22 protein-coding genes are annotated in these 17,599 nt (G+C 71.8%); 11 read left to right on the top strand and 11 right to left on the bottom strand.

Annotation, left to right across the window (positions count from 1 at the left end; translation table 11 throughout):
* Window positions 1–47 precede the first annotated feature (47 nt).
* The 4 genes from ACFYO2_RS05660 (at window position 48) to ACFYO2_RS05645 (ending at window position 3,474) form a co-directional block, all read left to right on the top strand.
* On the top strand, window positions 48–197 hold the full coding sequence (locus tag ACFYO2_RS05660) for a hypothetical protein (RefSeq protein ID WP_388346104.1): 150 nt from the start codon (window positions 48–50) through the stop codon (window positions 195–197).
* Between the two features lie 129 nt (window positions 198–326).
* Window positions 327–692 (top strand): hypothetical protein, encoded by a 366-nt coding sequence (locus tag ACFYO2_RS05655; protein ID WP_388344506.1) that lies wholly within the window; start codon window positions 327–329, stop codon window positions 690–692.
* Window positions 693–878: 186 nt separating this feature from the next.
* Window positions 879–2,894 carry an FAD-dependent oxidoreductase gene (locus tag ACFYO2_RS05650; protein WP_388344503.1) on the top strand — a complete coding sequence of 672 codons (2,016 nt, stop codon included), beginning with the start codon at window positions 879–881 and terminating at the stop codon, window positions 2,892–2,894.
* Between the two features lie 31 nt (window positions 2,895–2,925).
* Window positions 2,926–3,474 (top strand): PadR family transcriptional regulator, encoded by a 549-nt coding sequence (locus ACFYO2_RS05645; RefSeq protein WP_388344500.1) that lies wholly within the window; start codon window positions 2,926–2,928, stop codon window positions 3,472–3,474.
* Here the strand turns inward: ACFYO2_RS05645 and ACFYO2_RS05640 are convergent, their stop codons facing one another.
* Complete coding sequence (locus ACFYO2_RS05640; protein ID WP_388344498.1) at window positions 3,475–4,014, bottom strand: hypothetical protein; 540 nt, start codon at window positions 4,012–4,014, stop codon at window positions 3,475–3,477.
* Between the two features lie 576 nt (window positions 4,015–4,590).
* On the opposite strand from ACFYO2_RS05640, the gene ACFYO2_RS05635 reads away from it, so the two are divergent.
* Window positions 4,591–5,313: a glycoside hydrolase family 75 protein gene (locus tag ACFYO2_RS05635; RefSeq protein WP_388344495.1), complete on the top strand. Its 723-nt coding sequence runs from the start codon at window positions 4,591–4,593 to the stop codon at window positions 5,311–5,313.
* A gap of 114 nt (window positions 5,314–5,427) precedes the next feature.
* On the opposite strand, the gene ACFYO2_RS05630 is transcribed toward ACFYO2_RS05635, so the two are convergent.
* The gene (locus tag ACFYO2_RS05630; RefSeq protein ID WP_388344493.1) at window positions 5,428–6,189 is read right to left on the bottom strand and encodes an SDR family NAD(P)-dependent oxidoreductase; all 762 of its coding nucleotides are present in this window, start codon (window positions 6,187–6,189) and stop codon (window positions 5,428–5,430) included.
* Here ACFYO2_RS05630 and ACFYO2_RS05625 point away from each other — a divergent pair.
* Window positions 6,188–6,313 carry a hypothetical protein gene (locus ACFYO2_RS05625; protein ID WP_388344491.1) on the top strand — a complete coding sequence of 42 codons (126 nt, stop codon included), beginning with the start codon at window positions 6,188–6,190 and terminating at the stop codon, window positions 6,311–6,313. The genes ACFYO2_RS05630 and ACFYO2_RS05625 overlap by 2 nt on opposite strands.
* Before the next feature lie 15 nt (window positions 6,314–6,328).
* On the opposite strand, the gene dhaM is transcribed toward ACFYO2_RS05625, so the two are convergent.
* From dhaM to ACFYO2_RS05590, 7 genes are all read right to left on the bottom strand, one after another.
* On the bottom strand, window positions 6,329–6,739 hold the full coding sequence (gene dhaM / locus ACFYO2_RS05620) for a dihydroxyacetone kinase phosphoryl donor subunit DhaM (RefSeq protein WP_388344488.1): 411 nt from the start codon (window positions 6,737–6,739) through the stop codon (window positions 6,329–6,331).
* Window positions 6,732–7,331, bottom strand: coding sequence for a dihydroxyacetone kinase subunit DhaL (gene dhaL, locus ACFYO2_RS05615; RefSeq protein ID WP_388344485.1), 600 nt, complete (start codon window positions 7,329–7,331; stop codon window positions 6,732–6,734). Before dhaL ends, dhaM begins: the two co-directional genes overlap by 8 nt.
* Before the next feature lie 50 nt (window positions 7,332–7,381).
* Window positions 7,382–8,374 carry a dihydroxyacetone kinase subunit DhaK gene (gene dhaK / locus ACFYO2_RS05610; RefSeq protein ID WP_388344482.1) on the bottom strand — a complete coding sequence of 331 codons (993 nt, stop codon included), beginning with the start codon at window positions 8,372–8,374 and terminating at the stop codon, window positions 7,382–7,384.
* A gap of 109 nt (window positions 8,375–8,483) precedes the next feature.
* A complete protein-coding gene (locus tag ACFYO2_RS05605; RefSeq protein ID WP_388344480.1) occupies window positions 8,484–9,659 on the bottom strand; it encodes a pyridoxal phosphate-dependent aminotransferase in 1,176 nt (391 codons plus the stop codon).
* Window positions 9,660–9,858: 199 nt separating this feature from the next.
* Complete coding sequence (locus ACFYO2_RS05600; protein WP_388344477.1) at window positions 9,859–10,047, bottom strand: CstA-like transporter-associated (seleno)protein; 189 nt, start codon at window positions 10,045–10,047, stop codon at window positions 9,859–9,861.
* Window positions 10,044–12,212 carry a carbon starvation CstA family protein gene (locus tag ACFYO2_RS05595; protein WP_388344475.1) on the bottom strand — a complete coding sequence of 723 codons (2,169 nt, stop codon included), beginning with the start codon at window positions 12,210–12,212 and terminating at the stop codon, window positions 10,044–10,046. The genes ACFYO2_RS05600 and ACFYO2_RS05595 overlap by 4 nt, the downstream gene beginning before the upstream one ends.
* Window positions 12,213–12,353: 141 nt before the next feature.
* Window positions 12,354–12,575: a DUF3311 domain-containing protein gene (locus tag ACFYO2_RS05590; RefSeq protein ID WP_388344473.1), complete on the bottom strand. Its 222-nt coding sequence runs from the start codon at window positions 12,573–12,575 to the stop codon at window positions 12,354–12,356.
* A gap of 166 nt (window positions 12,576–12,741) precedes the next feature.
* Between ACFYO2_RS05590 and ACFYO2_RS05585 the strand changes: the two genes are divergently transcribed.
* The 4 genes from ACFYO2_RS05585 to ACFYO2_RS05570 all read left to right on the top strand — a co-directional run bounded on the left by ACFYO2_RS05585 (window position 12,742) and on the right by ACFYO2_RS05570 (window position 16,017).
* On the top strand, window positions 12,742–14,304 hold the full coding sequence (locus ACFYO2_RS05585) for a sodium:solute symporter (RefSeq protein ID WP_388344470.1): 1,563 nt from the start codon (window positions 12,742–12,744) through the stop codon (window positions 14,302–14,304).
* Window positions 14,301–14,888 carry a SigE family RNA polymerase sigma factor gene (locus tag ACFYO2_RS05580; RefSeq protein ID WP_388344468.1) on the top strand — a complete coding sequence of 196 codons (588 nt, stop codon included), beginning with the start codon at window positions 14,301–14,303 and terminating at the stop codon, window positions 14,886–14,888. Before ACFYO2_RS05585 ends, ACFYO2_RS05580 begins: the two co-directional genes overlap by 4 nt.
* 146 nt (window positions 14,889–15,034) lie before the next feature.
* Window positions 15,035–15,361: a hypothetical protein gene (locus tag ACFYO2_RS05575; protein ID WP_388346041.1), complete on the top strand. Its 327-nt coding sequence runs from the start codon at window positions 15,035–15,037 to the stop codon at window positions 15,359–15,361.
* 95 nt (window positions 15,362–15,456) lie between these two features.
* Entirely contained in the window at window positions 15,457–16,017 is a 561-nt protein-coding gene (locus tag ACFYO2_RS05570; protein ID WP_388344466.1) for an isochorismatase family protein, read from the top strand.
* A 113-nt stretch (window positions 16,018–16,130) separates the two neighbouring features.
* Here ACFYO2_RS05570 and ACFYO2_RS05565 read toward each other — a convergent pair whose 3' ends face one another.
* On the bottom strand, window positions 16,131–16,484 hold the full coding sequence (locus tag ACFYO2_RS05565; RefSeq protein WP_388344463.1) for a hypothetical protein: 354 nt from the start codon (window positions 16,482–16,484) through the stop codon (window positions 16,131–16,133).
* A 156-nt stretch (window positions 16,485–16,640) separates the two neighbouring features.
* Complete coding sequence (locus ACFYO2_RS05560; RefSeq protein ID WP_388344460.1) at window positions 16,641–17,006, bottom strand: DUF6479 family protein; 366 nt, start codon at window positions 17,004–17,006, stop codon at window positions 16,641–16,643.
* Window positions 17,007–17,137: 131 nt separating this feature from the next.
* Here ACFYO2_RS05560 and ACFYO2_RS05555 point away from each other — a divergent pair, with 131 nt between their 5' ends.
* Window positions 17,138–17,512, top strand: a complete 375-nt coding sequence (locus tag ACFYO2_RS05555) for a ferredoxin (protein WP_388344457.1) — start codon at window positions 17,138–17,140, stop codon at window positions 17,510–17,512.
* The last annotated feature ends 87 nt before the right edge of the window (window positions 17,513–17,599 follow it).

The following is a 17,599-nucleotide window of genomic DNA, read 5'->3' as shown; positions in this document are numbered from 1 at the left end:
TGGCCGCCGAGTGCGCCGCCCCCCGAGGAGCTCCTCCATACCCGTGCGTGTTCCGCGCGCAGTCGCGGGGCGGGACCTGGTCGGAGTACGTCGACACGCTGAGCTCCGGGGAGGCACTCGACACCCTGCGCGTGATCGTCGTGTCGCCGGGATTGTGCGTCCTGACCGACAGCAAGACGTACCGCACGCGGGGCTGACCGCGCCGGCCGGCAGGTGGGGCGGGCCGGTAGTGCTCTGCTCGAGGTGGTGCTTATCTGGGGGGTGGGGTGCGGTACCGCAGGGTCTGCCCGCGGCACCGCAGCGCGGCCACGAGAGGAGCGATCACGATGGACAGCGAGCGACCGCACCCGGAATCCGTCTCCGTCGAACTGAGCGGCAGCAAGGAGGACGCCCGGATCGTGTTCGACACCCTCTGTGCGTGCTTCGGGTCCGACCGGTGCGCGGACGACGTACCCCGGGACCACCACGAGGTACGTCCGACCGTGTGGCTCGGCACCTTCGACGTGGCCGACGAACACGAGGGCTGCCCGCCCGCCAGCCTCGGAGCATCCGTCACGGCCGACGTACAGGGCGGCTACTGGGCCGTCGACCGGTTCCGCGAGACCCTCGACTCCCTCTTCAGCGTGCACGACCTGGCCACGGCCTCCGGCGACCAGGAGCGGGAGCTGCACGTTCGGCTGGAGAGCCACTAGACCGAGGCGCGGATCAGCCCTGTCGGCGGGTCCGGCGCTCCGCCCGGGCGGTTACGCCCGGTGCGGAACCTCCCGCCGCCCTGACGTGGTCGGCATCACCCCTCCTCGATTGTGCAACTAGTTGCATAAAGCGGGTCCGGTCCTCTACAACAAGAGGGCACGACACCGCCGCGCACGGAGGGCCCGATGAGCCGTTACCCGCACCTGCTGTCCCCGCTCGACCTGGGCTTCACCACGCTGCCCAACCGCGTCCTCATGGGCTCGATGCACGTCGGCCTGGAGGAGGCCGAGCGGGGCTTCGAGCGGATGGCGGAGTTCTACGCCGCCCGCGCGCGCGGGGGAGTGGGCCTCATCGTCACCGGGGGCATCGCCCCCAACGACGAGGGACGACCGTACGAGGGCGGCGCGAAGCTCACCACCGATGCGGAGGCCGAGCAGCACCGGCAGATCACCGAGGCCGTGCACCACGAGGGCGGCCGCATCGCCATGCAGATCCTGCACTTCGGCCGGTACGCCTACCACCGGGACCTCGTCGCACCGAGCCCCCTCCAGGCGCCGATCAGCCCCTTCCCGCCCCGCGAACTCACCGACGCCGAGGTCGAGAAGACCATCGACGACTATGCCCGCGCCGCCCGCCTGGCCCGGCAGGCCGGCTACGACGGCGTGGAGATCATGGGCTCCGAGGGCTACCTCATCAACGAGTTCATCGCCGCGCAGACCAACCACCGCACCGACGGCTGGGGCGGCTCGTACGAGAACCGCATGCGCTTCCCCGTCGAGATCGTCCGGCGGGTGCGCGAGGCCGTCGGCGAGGACTTCGTCATCATCTACCGGCTGTCCATGCTGGACCTGGTACCGGGCGGCTCGACCCTCGACGAGGTCATCACCCTGGCCAAGGCCGTCGAGGCCGCCGGGGCGACCATCATCAACACCGGCATCGGCTGGCACGAGGCCCGCATCCCCACCATCGCCACCTCGGTGCCGCGCGGCGCCTACACATGGGTGACCAAGCGGCTCATGGGCGAGGTGTCCGTCCCGCTCGTGACGACCAACCGCATCAACACCCCCGAAGTCGCCGAGGAGTTGCTGGCCTCCGGCTGCGCGGACATGGTGTCGATGGCCCGCCCGATGCTCGCCGACCCCGACTTCGTCGCCAAGGCCGCGGCCGGCCGACCCGAGGCGATCAACACCTGCATCGGCTGCAATCAGGCTTGCCTCGACCACACCTTCAGCGGCCAGATCACCTCCTGCCTGGTCAACCCGCGCGCCTGCCACGAGACCGAGCTGGTCCTCTCCCCGACCCGGCTGCGCAAGCGCGTGGCCGTGGTGGGCGCGGGCCCCGCGGGTCTCGCCTGCGCCGTCAGCGCGGCCGAGCGCGGCCACGAGGTGACCCTCTTCGACGCCGCGAGCGAGATCGGCGGTCAGCTCAACGTCGCCCGCAAGGTCCCCGGCAAGCAGGAGTTCGACGAGACCCTGCGCTACTTCCGCCACCAGCTCGACGCCCACAGCGTCGACGTACGGCTCAACACCTGGGTGGCCGCCGACGACCTCGCCGACTACGACGAGGTCGTCGTCGCCACCGGCGTCTCCCCGCGCACCCCCGACATCCCCGGCGCCGACCACCCGAGCGTCGTCGGCTACCTCGACGTCCTGCGCGACGGTGCCCCCGTCGGCGACCGGGTCGCGATCCTCGGCGCGGGCGGCATCGGCTTCGACGTCGCCGAGTTCCTCACCGACGGCGGCGACAAGGCGAGCGAGGACCCGGCGACGTACTTCCGCCAGTGGGGCGTCGACATGGACTACGCGGCACCCGGCGGACTCGCCGCCCCCGAGCGCCCCGCCCCGCCGCGGACCGTCCACCTCCTCCAGCGCAAGACCACCAAGGTCGGCGCCGGCCTCGGCAAGACCACCGGCTGGATCCACCGCACTGAACTCAAGCACCGCGGCGTCACGATGGTCCCGGGCGTGCGCTACGACCGGATCGACGACGCCGGCCTGCATGTCACCGTCGGTGACACGAGCACGGTCCTGGAGGTCGACACCGTCGTGCTGTGCACGGGACAGGACCCGCGCCGCGACCTGTACGAGGCACTGCTCGCCGCGGGCCGTGGCGCCCACCTCATCGGCGGCGCCGACCTCGCCGCCGAACTGGACGCCAAGCGCGCCATCAAGCAGGGCACCGAGCTGGCGGCGACGCTGTAGGGCCGTGGGGCGGCCTCCCTAGGATGACCTCATGTCACTCCCGCACGCGATCCTCACCGCCCTGCTCGAGAAGCCGTCGTCGGGCCTCGATCTGACGCGCAGGTTCGACAGGTCGATCGGTTACTTCTGGTCGGCGACGCATCAGCAGATCTACCGCGAACTGGGAAAACTGGAGGCCGCGGGACACATCCGCGCCCTGCCCGCCGAGCAGCCCGCGCGCGGGCAGAAGAAGAGCTACGAGGTCCTGCCCGCGGGCCGTGCCGAACTCCGGCGGTGGACGGCCGCCGCGCAGGACCCGAGGCCGCACCGCGACGCGCTCCTGCTGCGCCTGCGTGCCGCGGCCGTCGTCGGCACCGCGGGGCTGGAGGCCGACCTGCGCCGCCACCTCGACCTGCACCGGCTGCAGTTGGCCGAATACCAGCAGATCGAGAAGCGCGACTTCCCGCCCGGCAACGACAGCGCGCAGGCCAGGCTCCAGCACCTGGTCCTGCGCGCGGGCATCGAACTGGAGACCTTCTGGACGCAGTGGCTCACCGAGGCCCTGGCGGAGCTGCCTGTCCTGGAGGAAGGGGTGGGCTAGCTAGAGCCGGTACGGCTTCGAGCGGCGGCGCAGCAACCAGGCCGTGGCCAGGGCGCCCGCTCCCACCAGGGTCCCGCCGGCCACCAGCGTGAGAGTGCCGTAGTCCTTCGTGGTGCTGCCCGTGCCGCCCATGACACCGCGGGACGGCGAGGGCGAGGCCGTGGCGGAGATCGTGGGACTCGACACGGGGGACACGATGACCGACTGGGTGCCCGCGGTGGTGTTGTCCGCGCACTGGACGATGACGGTGTAGGTACCCGCGCTCACGCCCGACCAGGCCGCCGACTGAAGGGCGCTCGTCCCCGAGAGCGCCACCTGGCGGCCCTGGGAGAAGTTCGCCTGGCTGCTGTTCAGAAGCGAGGCGGTGCCCCAACTGCCGTTGACCTGCCTACAGGCGCTGGTCGTGACGGAGACCGTGGAGCCGGTGGTGCTCACGGAGATCCCCGGAGCGGCGGTGGCCGGCGTGGCGGTCAGGGCGAGCGGCAGCGCGGCGGCTGCCACGGTCAGGCCGGAGCGGAGGAGTAGCTGAGTAGTGTGCATGGACCTGTCCTCCGGCGGCACGGTCGGCGGTACGTCCCTTGTGCCGCCGAGGGTCGGGGAAGGCCCGTGCTGCCCTCAGGGGAAGCCAACGTGCACTCGGCGGGTCCCGCATGCGGACGGCCACCGGGCAGGTGACGGATTCCCTCGTCCGGAGGAGGCGCGAGCCGTTGTCACGGCTGCGGGCTTGTGCCCGTGGTCACCTTCCGTTCCGCCGAGAAGCCGCCCCAGGTGCCGTCGGAAGTCGGTGGGAGCGGTGCCGTGGCCGTCCGCCGAGTGCCGTCTGCCGGGGTACTGGCCGCCGTTCGCCGGGGGTTTCGTATGCTGAAGCCTCTCGCGGCTGAACTCACCGTCAGATGTGGGTAGTTCACGCCGCTGCGCGGGCCGCTGTCGTCGCTGATCCCGCGCCGGTGCGGGCGGCCGGGAGGCCGGAGTCCCTGGCGGGCCCCGGCTTCCGGCCCCCGTCGGCAGCTCGGGGCCGTATCCGTCGTCCGGCCCCCTACTGGTGGCCGGACGACGGATACGGCGTCAGATTGGGCCGGGTGTGCGGCCATGTCCCCCAGGAGAGGGGTCCCTATCGTGCGTGCCCAGCCGCTGACGGTGGCCGCGGCAGGTGCCGCGCTGCTCGCCCCGTCGACAGCGCCGGCGACCGTGCCGGTCGCCGCGTCCGCCGCCGGACCCGAGGTCGTCCGGCAACAGCCGACGGTGCGGCGCGCGGGCGACGTCCGCGCCGCCGACCTGCTGGCCAGGGTGCGTGACTGTGTCCCCGTCTCCCGCGGCCGCTTCCGCAACGACGACGGCACGCCCGCGAGGACCCCGGTCTGCGGCACCCGGGACGCCGTGTTCTGGAAGGCCGACCTGGACATCGACTGCGACGGCCGGCCCGGCCGCCGCTGCAACGACCGCACCGACCCGCTCTTCTCCGACAGCACGGCATACCGGCAGCCCGACGGCCGCCCGTTGAGCGCCGAACGCCTCCCGTACATCGTCGTGCCGGGCCCGAGCCGCATCTGGAACCACGGAGAGGACGGCGTGCGCGGCGGATCGGTGGCGGCCGTCGTGCACCGGGACCGGGTTCGGTACGCGGTCGTCGGCGACGTGGGCCCGCAGGACCTCATCGGTGAGGCGTCCTACGCCACCGCCAAGGCCCTCGGTATCCGCCCCGACCCGCGCGGCGGCGGCACGGATTCCGGCATCACCTACATCGTCTTCAAGGGCACACGGGTGGCGCCCATCGAGAACCATGAGGCCGCCGTGATGATCGGGGAGCGGCTGGCGAGGCAGTTCTTGAGCAGCGGGTGAACGCGGGGCAAGGCAGTTGGAGCGGAGGCGGCGGGCGCATCGAGGCAGTCGGCGTGGAGGCGTTGGGGGCCCGGCGAGGCGGTTCGTGCGAGCCGGTGGGCGCCTGGTGGTGCGTCAGACCGCCGACCAGCCGTCGTCGACCGGCAGGACCACGCCGTTGATGTTGCTCGCCGCGTCCGAGGCGAGGAACACGATGGCGGCGGCCTGCTCCTCGGGCTGGGCGACGCGGCCGAGGTTCACGAAGTGCGGGCCGAGCGTCGACGGCCCGTGCGCGCCCTGCTCGGCGTCCACGACGATGGCGGTGGCGGTACCGCCCGGGGCGATGGCGTTGGCGCGGATGCCCTGCTTGCGGTACATCACCGCGAGGTTCTTCGTCAGCCCCACCACCCCGTGCTTGGAGGCCGTGTAGGCGGCGCCCGCCGCGCTGCCGCGCAGGCCGGCCTCGGACGCGGTGCTCACGATGGCGCCCTTGCCCGCCGCCAGCATGTGCGGCAGCACCGCCCGTGTGAGCAGGAAGGGTGCGGTGAGGTTGACCCGGATGACCCGCTCCCACTCCGCGTCGCTCACGTCCGCGACCGCCGACATGCGGTCCATGATCCCGGCGTTGTTCACCAGGACGTCCACCCCGCCGAAGCGCTCCACGGCGGTCTCGGCCACCCGGTCGACGACGGCCTGTTCGCTCAGATCGCCGGTGACGGCGACCGCGCTCCCGCCCGCCTGCTCGATCTGCCTGACGACCGCCTCGGCGCCCTCGGCGTTGAGATCCGCCACCACTACGCGCGCGCCCTCCGCGGCGAAGGCCAGGGCCGCGGCCCGCCCGATGCCCGAGCCCGCGCCGGTGACGATGACGCTGCGTCCGTGGAGTCCGCTGACCATGAGTGCTCCTGTCGGTTTCTCCGCAGGCGGGTGCCGGGGTGTCCTCACCCGCGCGACGGCGGAGGCCGAGCTGGAGGCAACCCTGCGCTCGGCTCTCGCCGTCGTGGCGGAAGGCGTCATCTAGCTGTCCGAAGGAACGTCATACCTTTCGGTACGTGTATGCCTCCGCGGCCGCCGCCTCCACCGCCGCGAGGTCGGCTCCGGTGGCCGCCGTGACGACCGCGGCCACCGCCCCCTCGACGAACGGGGCGTCCACCAGGCGGGTGTTGCCCGGGAGTTCGTCGCCCTCGGCGAGCAGCGCCTTCACGGTGAGGACCGCGCTGCCGAGGTCGGTGAGGACGGCGACTCCGGCACCCCGGTCCACGGCGGCGGCCGCTGCGGCGATCAGCTCCGCGCTCGTGCCGAGCTCGCCGCCCTCGGTGCCGCCCGCCGGGGCGACGGGCACTTCGGTGCCGCCGCCCGCCAGCCCCTTGGCCAACTCGGCCACCGACTCGGCGACCGCCGCGCTGTGCGACACCAGCACGATCCCGACCAGCTTCTCGTCACTCACCGGCCGCCTCCACGAGTCCCGCGACGAGCAGCGAGGCCGACGTGGCCCCGGGATCCTGGTGTCCGATGCTGCGCTCCCCGAGGTAACTCGCCCGTCCCTTGCGGGCCTGCAAGGGCGTGGTGGCCAGGGCGCCTTCCTCGGCGGCGGTACGGGCCGCGGTGAAGCCGTCGCCCAGCGCGTCGAGAGCCGGCACCAGGGCGTCGATCATGGTCTTGTCGCCGGGCGCGGCTCCGCCGAGCGTCCGGACGGCGTCCACGCCCTCGCGCAGCGCCTTCGCGAACTGCTCCTCGCCGACCTCGGCGGCGTCCCCGAGGGCCTTGCCGGTGCGGCGCAGCAGCGTGCCGTACAGCGGCCCCGACGCGCCACCGACGGTCGAGATCAGAGTGCGACCGGCCAGCATGAGGACCGCACCCGGCGTGTCCGGCGCCTCCTTCTCCAGCGTCGCGGTCACCGCGGTGAACCCGCGCTGCAGATTGCTGCCGTGGTCGGCGTCCCCGATGGCTGAGTCGAGGGTGGTGAGCCGTTCCGCCTCGCGATCGACGGACGTGGCGGTCGCCGTCATCCAACGGCGGAAGAAGTCGGCGTCGAGCACTGGATCTCCTTGCGTGGTCGGTACGTCGTGATCGTCGGCCCTCGCCCGGCTCACACTCCCCAGCGCAGCCCCGCCGTCTTCACCGGTGCGTCCCACAGGCGCAGCAGCTCCTCGTCGATCTGGCACAGGGTGATCGAGGCGCCGGCCATGTCGAGGGAGGTGACGTAGTTGCCGACCAGCACGCGGGCGACGGCGACACCGCGCTCGGCGAGCACCCGATGCACCTCGGCGTTGAAGCCGTACAGCTCCAGCAGCGGGGTCGCACCCATGCCGTTGACCAGGACGAGGACCGGATTGCGCGGGGTCATGTCGTCCAGGATCGCGCCGACCGCGAAGTCAGCGATCTCCCGCGAGGTCATCATCGCGCGCCGCTCCCGGCCGGGCTCGCCGTGGATGCCGATGCCCAACTCCAGCTCTCCCGGCGGCAGATCGAAGGTCGGGCTGCCCTTGGCCGGCGTGGTGCAGGCGCTGAGCGCGACCCCGAAGCTGCGGGAGTTCTCGTTGACCTGACGGGCCACCGCCTCCACCCGCTCCAGGGGCTGCCCCTCGTCGGCCGCGGCCCCCGCGATCTTCTCGACGAACAGCGTCGCGCCCGTGCCGCGCCGCCCGGCCGTGTAGAGGCTGTCGGTGACCGCCACGTCGTCGTCGACCAGCACCTTGGCGACCTGGATGCCCTCGTCCTCGGCGAGTTCGGCCGCCATGTCGAAGTTGAGCACGTCACCCGTGTAGTTCTTCACGATGAACAGCACGCCGGCACCGCTGTCCACGGCCGCCGCCGCCCGCACCATCTGGTCGGGCACCGGCGACGTGAACACCTCGCCCGGGCAGGCCGCCGAGAGCATCCCGGGCCCCACGAAACCACCGTGCAGCGGTTCGTGCCCCGAACCTCCGCCGGACACCAGGGCGACCTTCCCGGCCACGGGAGCGTCCCGCCGTACGATCACCCGGTTCTCGACGTCGACGGTCAACTCGGGATGGGCGGCCGCCAGGCCACGCAGCGCATCGGTGACCACGGTCTCGGGGACGTTGATGAGCATCCTCATGGGTACCTCCTGGTGACACGGGACGATGAGCCTCTGACCTCTGGTGGAAGTATCGACGCTGAGACAGCGCCGGTCACGTACGCACGAGAGGAAACGGCTGCCGACCGGCCTACCGAAGCGTGGCCACGAACTTCCCGAGCCGGGCGATCCCCTCGCGAAGGTCGTCGGCTGACGCCGCGTAGGAGAGGCGGACGTGCGTCTGCGCCGTGTGGACGCCGAAGTCCCTGCCCGGGGTGAGGGCGACGTGTGCCTCCTGGAGCGCTCGTTCGCAGAACTGCCAGGAGGTGAGTCCGGTGTGGCCGACGTCGAAGTAGACGTAGAACGCGCCGTCGGGCGGAACGGGGACCGGCAGCCCGATCCGTGCCAGGCCGTCGAGGACGAGCGCGCGCCGCTCGGCGAACTCGACGTGGCGCTGTTCGCAGACCGCGAGGGACTCGGGGGTGAAGCAGGACAGAGCCGCGTGCTGCGCGGGAGTGGAGGCGCACAGGAAGTAGTTCTGGGCCAGACGCTCCAGCGCAGGCACGAGCGCCTCGGGCACGACGCACCAGCCCAGGCGCCAGCCGGTCATGCCGAAGTACTTCGAGAAGCTGTTGATGACGACGGCGTCGGGGTCCGACGACAGTGCGCTGCGCGGCGGCGCCCCCTGCGCGTCGTGGTCGCTCAGGTCGAGGTAGATCTCGTCGACGATGCGCCATGCGTCGCGCTCGCGGGCGAGTTCGCAGATCGCCGCGAGCTCGTCGGCCGGGACGGAGGTACCCGTCGGGTTCGACGGGGTGGCGATCATGACGCCGCGGGTCCGGTCCGTCCAACTGGACCGTACCGACGAGGCGTCCAGCTGGAAGCGGGTCTCGGCGCTGGTGGGAACGAGGGTGACCCGGGCGCCGAAGCTCTCGACGATCTGCCGGTTGCAGGGGTAGGAGGGGTCCGCGATGAGTACCTCGTCGCCGGTGTCGACGAGGGCGGCCGTGGTCAGAACCAGGGCGGCGGAGGCGCCCGCGGTCACGACGACCCGGGCGGGGTCGACCTCCACATCGTGCCGGTCCCGGTAGAACCGCGCGATCGCCTCCCGCAGGGCGGGCAGCCCGAGCGCCGCGGTGTAGGCCATCGGCCGGCCGTCCATGGCCTCACGCATGGCGTCCCGTACGGCCGGGGGCGCGCCGAAGTCCGGTTCGCCGAGGCTGAGTTTGACGACGTGGTGGCCCTGGGCCTCCAGCGCCGCGGCATGCTTGCCGAACTCCATGGCGTAGAACGGGGCGACGGCCTGGGCGCGTTGCGAGATCCTCATGCGGCGGCCTCCGGCTGGATCGCGTACAGAGGGCACAGTTTATGCGCTGAGCTGGGCACGAAGGCGGGTGGGGGGGGGGGGGGGGGGGGGGGGGGGGGGGGGGGGGGCGGCGGGCGCCCCCCCCCCCCCGGGGGGCGCCCCCCCCCCCCCCGCGCCCCCCCCCCCCCCCCCCCCCCCCCCACGGTCGGTGATCGGGTTGTCAGCAGCAGCGGCTCTGCGGGTGGCTCTCCCGGTGGAGCGTGCGTTGCGCCTCGTACTCACGGCGGGTGGGTACCGGTGCGAGCGGGTGGTGGCGTCGGTGCCGGTCGCGGTAGCGGTCGTACTCGGCCTCGCCCGTCAGCTCGCGCAGATACCAGCGCACCGCCCGGGCCCACCGCCGGACGCTCATGAGCGGGCTCCCGCCAGCGGCTCGGCGACCTGCTCGGGTACGTCGAGGCGTGACACGACGTACGGCGCCTCGGTGGTCGGGAGCGGGGACGGGGACCTTACGGCCCGTACGCACACCACCGCCGCGTTCACGATCACCACGGTGACCAGCAGCAGGAAGACGATGATGAGTACGCCGTCGACGGTGGAGTTGGTGACCACGGTGTGCATGTCGTCGACGGTCTTGGCGGGCGGCAGGACCTGACCGGCCTGGATGGCGTCGGCGTACCGCGTGCGCTGGGTGAAGAAGCCCACCTTGGGGTCGTCGGAGAAGATCTTCTGCCAGCCGGCGGTGAAGGTGACCGCGACCACCCACGCCAGCGGGACGCCGGTGACCCAGGCCCAGCGCAGCCGTCCGGACTTGATCAGGACCGTGGTGCAGACGGTGAGGGCGATGGCGGCGAGCAGCTGGTTGGCGATGCCGAAGAGCGGGAACAGCTGGTTGATCCCGCCCAGCGGGTCGGTGGCGCCGCTGTGCAGGAAGTAGCCCCAGGCGCCGACGACAAGGGCGCTGCACAGCCAGATGCCGGGCTTCCAGTTGACCCGGCCGATGGGCTTCCACACGTTGCCCAGCATGTCCTGCAGCATGAACCGCCCGACCCGGGTGCCCGCGTCGACCGTCGTCAGAATGAACAGGGCCTCGAACATGATCGCGAAGTGGTACCAGAAGGCCTTCATGGCGGTACCGCCGAACACCCCGGAGAAGATCTCCGACATGCCGACGGCGAGGGTCGGCGCCCCGCCCGAGCGGGCGATCAGGGTCTGTTCCTCCACCGCCTTGGCCGCCTGGGTCAGCTGGTCGGGGGTGATGGTGAAGCCGAGTCCGGCCACCGCGTGGGACGCGGACTCGGCCGTCGTGCCGAGCAGGCCCGCAGGGGCGTTCATCGCGTAGTACAGGCCGGGTTCGAGGGTGGCCGCGGCGATCAGCGCCATGATCGCGACGAACGACTCCATCAGCATGGCGCCGTAGCCGATCAGCCGGACCTGCGACTCCTTCTGGATCAGCTTCGGGGTGGTGCCCGAGGCGACCAGGGCGTGGAAGCCGGACAGCGCGCCGCAGGCGATGGTGATGAAGAGGAAGGGGAAGAGGGAGCCGGCGAAGACCGGACCGGCGCCCGAGGTCGCGAACTCGCTGACCGCGTCGGCGTGCAACACGGGGGCGGCGACCACGACGCCGACCGCGAGCAGCGCGATGGTGCCGATCTTCATGAAGGTGGACAGGTAGTCGCGCGGCGCGAGCAGCATCCACACCGGCAGGACCGAGGCGACGAAGCCGTATCCGATCAGACAGAAGACGAGGGTCGTCGGGCTGAGGGTGAAGGTGCCCGCGAGCGAGGAGTTCTGGATCCAGCTGCCGCCGGCGATGGCGAGCAGCAGCAGCGCCACCCCGATGAAACTGGTCTCGACGACCCGGCCGGGCCGGATGCGGTGCATCCAGAAGCCCATGAACAGGGCGATGGGGACGGTCATGGCGACTGAGAAGGTGCCCCAGGGGGAGTGCGCGAGGGCGTTGACCACGACCAGGGCCAGCACACCCAGCAGGATGATCATGATGGCGAATACGGCGATCAGTGCGGCGGCGCCGCCCGCCCGGCCGATCTCGTCGCGCGCCATCTGCCCCAGTGAGGTACCGTCCCGCCGCATCGACAGGAACAGCACCACCATGTCCTGTACGGCTCCCGCGAAGATCACTCCGGCGACGATCCACAGGGTGCCGGGGAGGTATCCCATCTGCGCCGCGAGCACGGGTCCCACCAGCGGTCCGGCGCCGGCGATCGCGGCGAAGTGGTGGCCGAGCAGGACCCGGCGGTCGGTCGGCTGGAAGTCGACGCCGTCCTCCAGACGTTCGGCGGGGGTGGCCCGGCGATCGTCCGGCTTCAGCACGCGGCGCGCGATGAAGCGGGAGTAGAAGCGGTAGGCGATGGCGTACGAGCCGAGCGCGGCCACCACCAGCCAGACCGCGGAGACCTTCTCGCCGCGGGCCAGGGCGAGCACGCCCCAGGCGACGGCGCCCAGCAGCGAGACGGTGGCCCACAGCAGGATCGACCGTGGGGACATGCGGGACCGTACGGGTGGCGGGTCCTGTTGCGCCGTGAGACCGGTTTCGGGCATGGCTGACGTAGGCATGGCGGCTCCTCACCTCGGGGGTGATGTGGGACAGGAGGGCGTGAAGATCGGCTACCGGTGGGTGACTCCCGGCCGTCCGGATCAGGACGGGGCAGGACGGGGCAGAACTGATCAGGCAGGGGCAGAACGAGTCAGGCCGGATCAGGGATCGCGGTGTTCGTGCCTGGTCAGCGCGTACGCGGCGAGCAGGCAGAGGCCGCACCCCGGCACCCAGGCGAGCTGGTACCAGTAGAAGAACGGCGTGCCCGCGAGCCGTGGGCTCGCACCGGCGTACCAGGGGACCCACAGCAGCCCCGCCGCGGGCGCGAGGAGCAGCACGGCTACGGCGACGCGCCGTAGCCGGGGATGACCGGTCCGTGCCATGACCTGCGCTCCTCTCCCGCTCGCTGTGGGTCTGTGCAAGAGTTGCCCACCCGCCGGAAGTGGTTGACAGCGGATTTCCAGAAGATTTCCGCCGGTGTTCCGTCAACCGAACCAGCCGTCTGCGCAACCAACCGGTGAGATCCAGGCACACCAAGGACGGTGACCCATGGCCGACGGCGCCATGACCGCGACGTTTCTCGCCGTGATCGGCGGAGCGTCGCTGCTCGCCGTGACGGCACGCCGTCTGCACCCCAGCGACCGGCTGCCCTCCCTGGAGGGCTGGGCCCTGGCCGACCGGAGTCTGGGCCCGGTGTGGACCTGGGTCCTGCTCGGCGGCACGATCTTCACCGCGTACACCTTCACCGCCGTCCCCGGACTGGCGTACGGCAACGGGGCGCCCGCCTTCTTCGCGGTGCCGTACACGGTGATCGTCTGTCCGCTCGCCTTCGTGCTGCTGAGCCGCCTGTGGACCGTGGCCCGCCGACACGGCTACATCACCGCCGCCGACTTCGTGCGCGGACGCTACGGGTCGCCGCCGCTGGCCCTGGTGGTCGCGCTGACCGGGATACTCGCGACGATGCCGTACCTGGCGTTGCAGCTGCTTGGCATACGTGCGGTGCTGACGGCCGGGGGCGTGTACCCGCGCGGGGCGGGCGGGGACCTGGTGATGGTGGCGCTCTTCGCGGGGCTCGCGGTGGCGACCTACCGGCACGGGCTGCGCGCGCCCACCGTGATCTCCGCGCTCAAGGCGGTTGCCGTGTTCGTGTCGCTCACCGCCGTCTGCTGGCTGGTCATCGACCGGCTCGGCGGCCCCGGGCCGGTCTTCGAGGGCGCCGCCCTGCGGCTCGGCGGGACGGACGCGGCGCACTCCGCACTGCTGCTGTCGCCCGCCCAGCAGCCCGCCTACGCCACCCTCGCCCTCGGTTCCGCGCTGGCCCTGCTGATGTACCCACACGTCCTCACCGCCGGGTTCGCCGCCGACGGGCCCCACACCCTCCGCAAGGTCTCCGTGGCGCTGCCCGCCTGGACGGCGCTGCTCGCGCTCTTCGGTTTCCTCGGTGTCGCCGCCCTCGCGGTGGGCGTACGGGCGCCCGAGGGCGGTGCCGAGGCCGCCGTGCCGATGCTGGTCGACCGGCTGATGCCGGGACCGCTGGCCGGGCTGGTGTTCGCCGCGATCACCGTGGGGGCGCTGGTGCCGGCCGCCGTGATGTCCATCGCCGCCGCCACCAGCTTCGTCCGGAACGTGTACGTCGAGTACGTCCACCCGACCGCCACGCCCAAACGGCAGGTGCGCGTCGCCAAGGCGGTGTCGCTGACCGCGAAGGTGGGCGCGGTCGCGTTCGTGTTCGGCCTGCGCGACCAGGACGCGATCAATCTCCAACTGCTCGGCGGCGTCTGGATCCTGCAGATCTTCCCCGCCGTGGCCGTCGGACTGTTCACCGGCCGGCTGCATCCTCGGGCGCTGCTGGCCGGCTGGGCCGCGGGCATGGCGGCCGGAACCGTCCTGGTGGTGCGGGAGGGGTTCTCGTCCGTCGTGCCGGTCGGCTTCGGCGGCCCGTCCGTGGAGATCTACGCCGGGCTCGTCGCCCTCCTGCTCAATCTGACCGTCGCCGTGGCCGCGACCCTGGCCCTGGAACGTCTCGGCGTCCCGCGCGGCGCCGACCTCACCGACCTACCGACCCGCCTGGCCGTCAGGCGGCGCCCCGAGACGGGAGCGAACAACCCGTGAGACGCAGACAGAACATCCCCCTCACGCTGCCGCCCGTGCCGCCGCCCGCCCCTCCGGCCGATCCCCTCGTGCCCACGGTGAGCGACCCGGCCGACGTGGAGCGGGAGGCAGCCCTGGCCCGCCTGTTCGAGCTGCACTACGCCTCCATGCTGCGCCTGGCCGTACTGCTCGGTGCCGACGACCCGGAGAACGTGGTGGCTGAGGCGTACTACCAGATCTACCGCAAGTGGCGCAGGCTGCGGGAGACCGGGGCGGCGGAGGCGTACCTGCGCTCCACCGTGTGCAATCTGACCCGGATGCGCATACGTCACCTTCAGGTGGCCCGCAGACATGTGGAGAACCCGCCCGAGGAGGTCATCGCCTCCGCCGAGAGCACCGCCCTCCTGCACGACGACCAGCGCGTGCTGATCGACGCGCTCCAGCAGTTGCCGGCCCGGCAGCGCGAGGCGCTCGTGCTGCGGCACTGGCTCGGGCTGAAGGAGAGCGAGATCGCCGCCGCGATGGGGATCTCCTGCGGGTCGGTCAAGACACACACCTCGCGCGGCATCGCCGCCCTGAGCAAGGCGATGGAGGCTCGGCGATGAACGACACCGGCCGGGGCCGCACCGAGAACGAACGCATGGAAGACGAGCGGGCGGAGAACGGACGCACGGAAAACGAGCGCACCGAGAACGAACGCACCGAAAACCAGCGCTCCGAGACCGAAGACCCGGGGAAGAACCGCACGGAGATGGACCGCGTGGAACACGAGCGCGGCCGGGCACCGCGAGGCGTGGTGGACGTGGGCCGCACGGAACGCGAACTGCGCGAAGCCCTGGAGAGGTTGGCCGGCGGAGTACAGGCCGCGCCCGACGCCTACCGCACGGCCCGCGGTGAGTGGCTGCGCCGCGAACGCCGCCGCCGACTCGTCCTCGCCGTCCTGATCGCCGTCGTCTTCACCCTGGCCACGCTGATCGGCCTGTGGGTTCTCAACCAGGCGCCGGCCGACCCCGGCGTCATCTTCTCCGGCGCCGGAAGGACGGTTGCGGTGGGGGAGGTGGCGGTCGGGCCGGGATGAGGGGCCTGCGGTGCGGAGTTGGTGCCGGCCTGCTTGTCAGTGGGCGGGGCTACTGTGCATGGACACCGGAACCCGGCCTGACCAAGGGGGAGCCCATGACCACACTCGACAACCGTCCGAATACGGCACTCCTCGTCGTCGACGTGCAGAAGGGCGTCGTCGAAGGGGCACACGAGCGCGACACGGTCGTCGCCAACGTCGGCAGTCTCGTCGAGAAGGCGCGGCGGGAACGGGTTCCCGTCGTCTGGGTCCAGCACTCCGACGAACAGATCGTGAAGGGGAGCGACGGCTGGCGGATCGTCCCGGAACTGACTCCGGGCATCGCCGAGCCGCTCGTCGAGAAGAACTACGCCGACTCGTTCGAGGACACCATGCTGGAGACCGTGCTCTCGGGACTTGGAGCCGGGCGACTCATCGTCGTCGGCGCGTCGACCGACGCGTGCGTCCGCTCGACAATCCACGGTGCGCTCGTCAGGGGGTACGACACGATCCTCGTCAGCGACGCCCATACGACGGACGACCAGACGGCATGGGGAGCGCCGCCGCCGGACCAGGTCATCGCCCACACGAACCTGTACTGGACCTACCAGACGGCACCGGGACGGACGGCCGGGACCGTCGGGACCAAGGACGTCGACTTCGGCGGTACGCCCTGAAGCCTGTGTGACGTCCAGCGGACCCGCCGCGTGCCGGGCCCGAGCGCCGGCCCGGGCCCTTCGCCCTCTCGACAGCACGGCGCGTAGGTGCCCGCGCGCCGGTGCCGAAACCGTCAGGTCGCCCGGTCACCCTTCGGCTTGCCCCGCTGGTCCGGTGTGCCGTGCGGCGGCGGGCTGAAGGGCTGCGGCGAGGTCGCGGGCGACACGCGGGATCCGGACTGGTGCGCGACCTGTTCGGGGCGCAGGGCGTCCGGATCGCCGGACGTCGGCTCGGCGCCCGCCTCCAGCTGCTCCAGACGTGCCGTCAGCACTTCGGTCACCGGGACGCGGTCGGCGTGCGTCCGCTCGTATGCCAGCAGCTCCTCGACGTCCTGGGCGGTCAGCGACCGTACGCGGCTCTCCAGGCCACCGATCGTCAGCTGGTCGTAGTCGGGCAGAGGCAGGCTGTCGCGGCCGGAGTCGGCCATGGGTCTCACTTCCCTCTGTGCGATGTGGTGCGATGGCCTCTACGAGCCTGTGATGGCCCTGGCAACGCGGTGGCCCTGCCAACGCGGCGGTGCTACGGAGGCTCGGCGCCGTCGGTGGTGTCAAGCGCCCGCCGCCCCCCCTCGCGCCCGCCCCCCTCAGCGCCCGCCCGCCCCGCCGCTCCCGAAGGAACCGCTGCTGCCCTCGTCCCAGCGGGGCCGGTGCGTCGACGAGCTGGTGCGGGTTCCGGCGTTGCCGTGTTTGGGGATCTGGTGCGGGGTGAAGCGGTCGTTGCTCCGCGGCACCTCGTCGGGCTCCCGGTTCTCCCGGACCTCGCGGACCGGACCCTCCTCGGGCAGCCGCGGCTGCTCCTCGGGCGTCGGCGTCGGCGGCTCCCGGCGCTTGACACGGACACCGAGAGCGAAGGCGCCGATCAGTACTCCCACGACCACCACACCCGCCACGATCAGGCCGAGGGCGAGAGCGCCCCGGCCTGCGGCGATGTCCATCCATGAGGTATTCATGGCACGCGAGTACCCCTGGCACCGCCGACGAACCGGGTGCCTCGCACGGCCCGGGCGGCGGCCCCCGAAAACCGGCCGGAGCTCTTGGAAACACCGGGTTTGGCCCGGTCGGCGGGGGCTACCCGCCCGGTGTGACATCGACGACATCCCAGCAGGAGCTCTTCCGGTTCCTGGAGGACAGGTTCGCCTGTGCCCAGGCGTGCACCGAGTGTGCGCGGGCGTGTGCGCTGCGCGCGAGCCTCGTGGATCCGGACGGCACAGAGGAACAGGAACTCGTACGACGCAAGGGCATCATGTGCGCGGAGGTCTGCGACGCGACCTGCCGGGTGCTCTCCGAGCAGAACTGTCTCGACGAGGAGGGCATGCGCGTACAGCTGGAGTGGTGCCGGTCCGTGTGCCTGGAGTGCGCGCACGTCTTCGACCGGTACGCGGGCGCCGAGGACAGCGCGAAGGCGTGTCGGGAGTGCGCACAGGCCTGCTCGGACTTCATCGCCACCCTCGTCTGAGCGTCCGGCAGCCGGGGCGTCCGAGGGATGGCTCGAGCATGCCCATTCCCAATTTCTGGAACACGTTCTACCGTGTGCGCCGTCAGG

Origin of the sequence: Streptomyces sp. NPDC006602 (assembly GCF_042870385.1) — a bacterium.
GTDB lineage: Bacteria > Actinomycetota > Actinomycetes > Streptomycetales > Streptomycetaceae > Streptomyces.
Note: the sequence above shows the minus strand (reverse complement) of the source record. Positions and strands in the feature narration are given on the sequence as shown.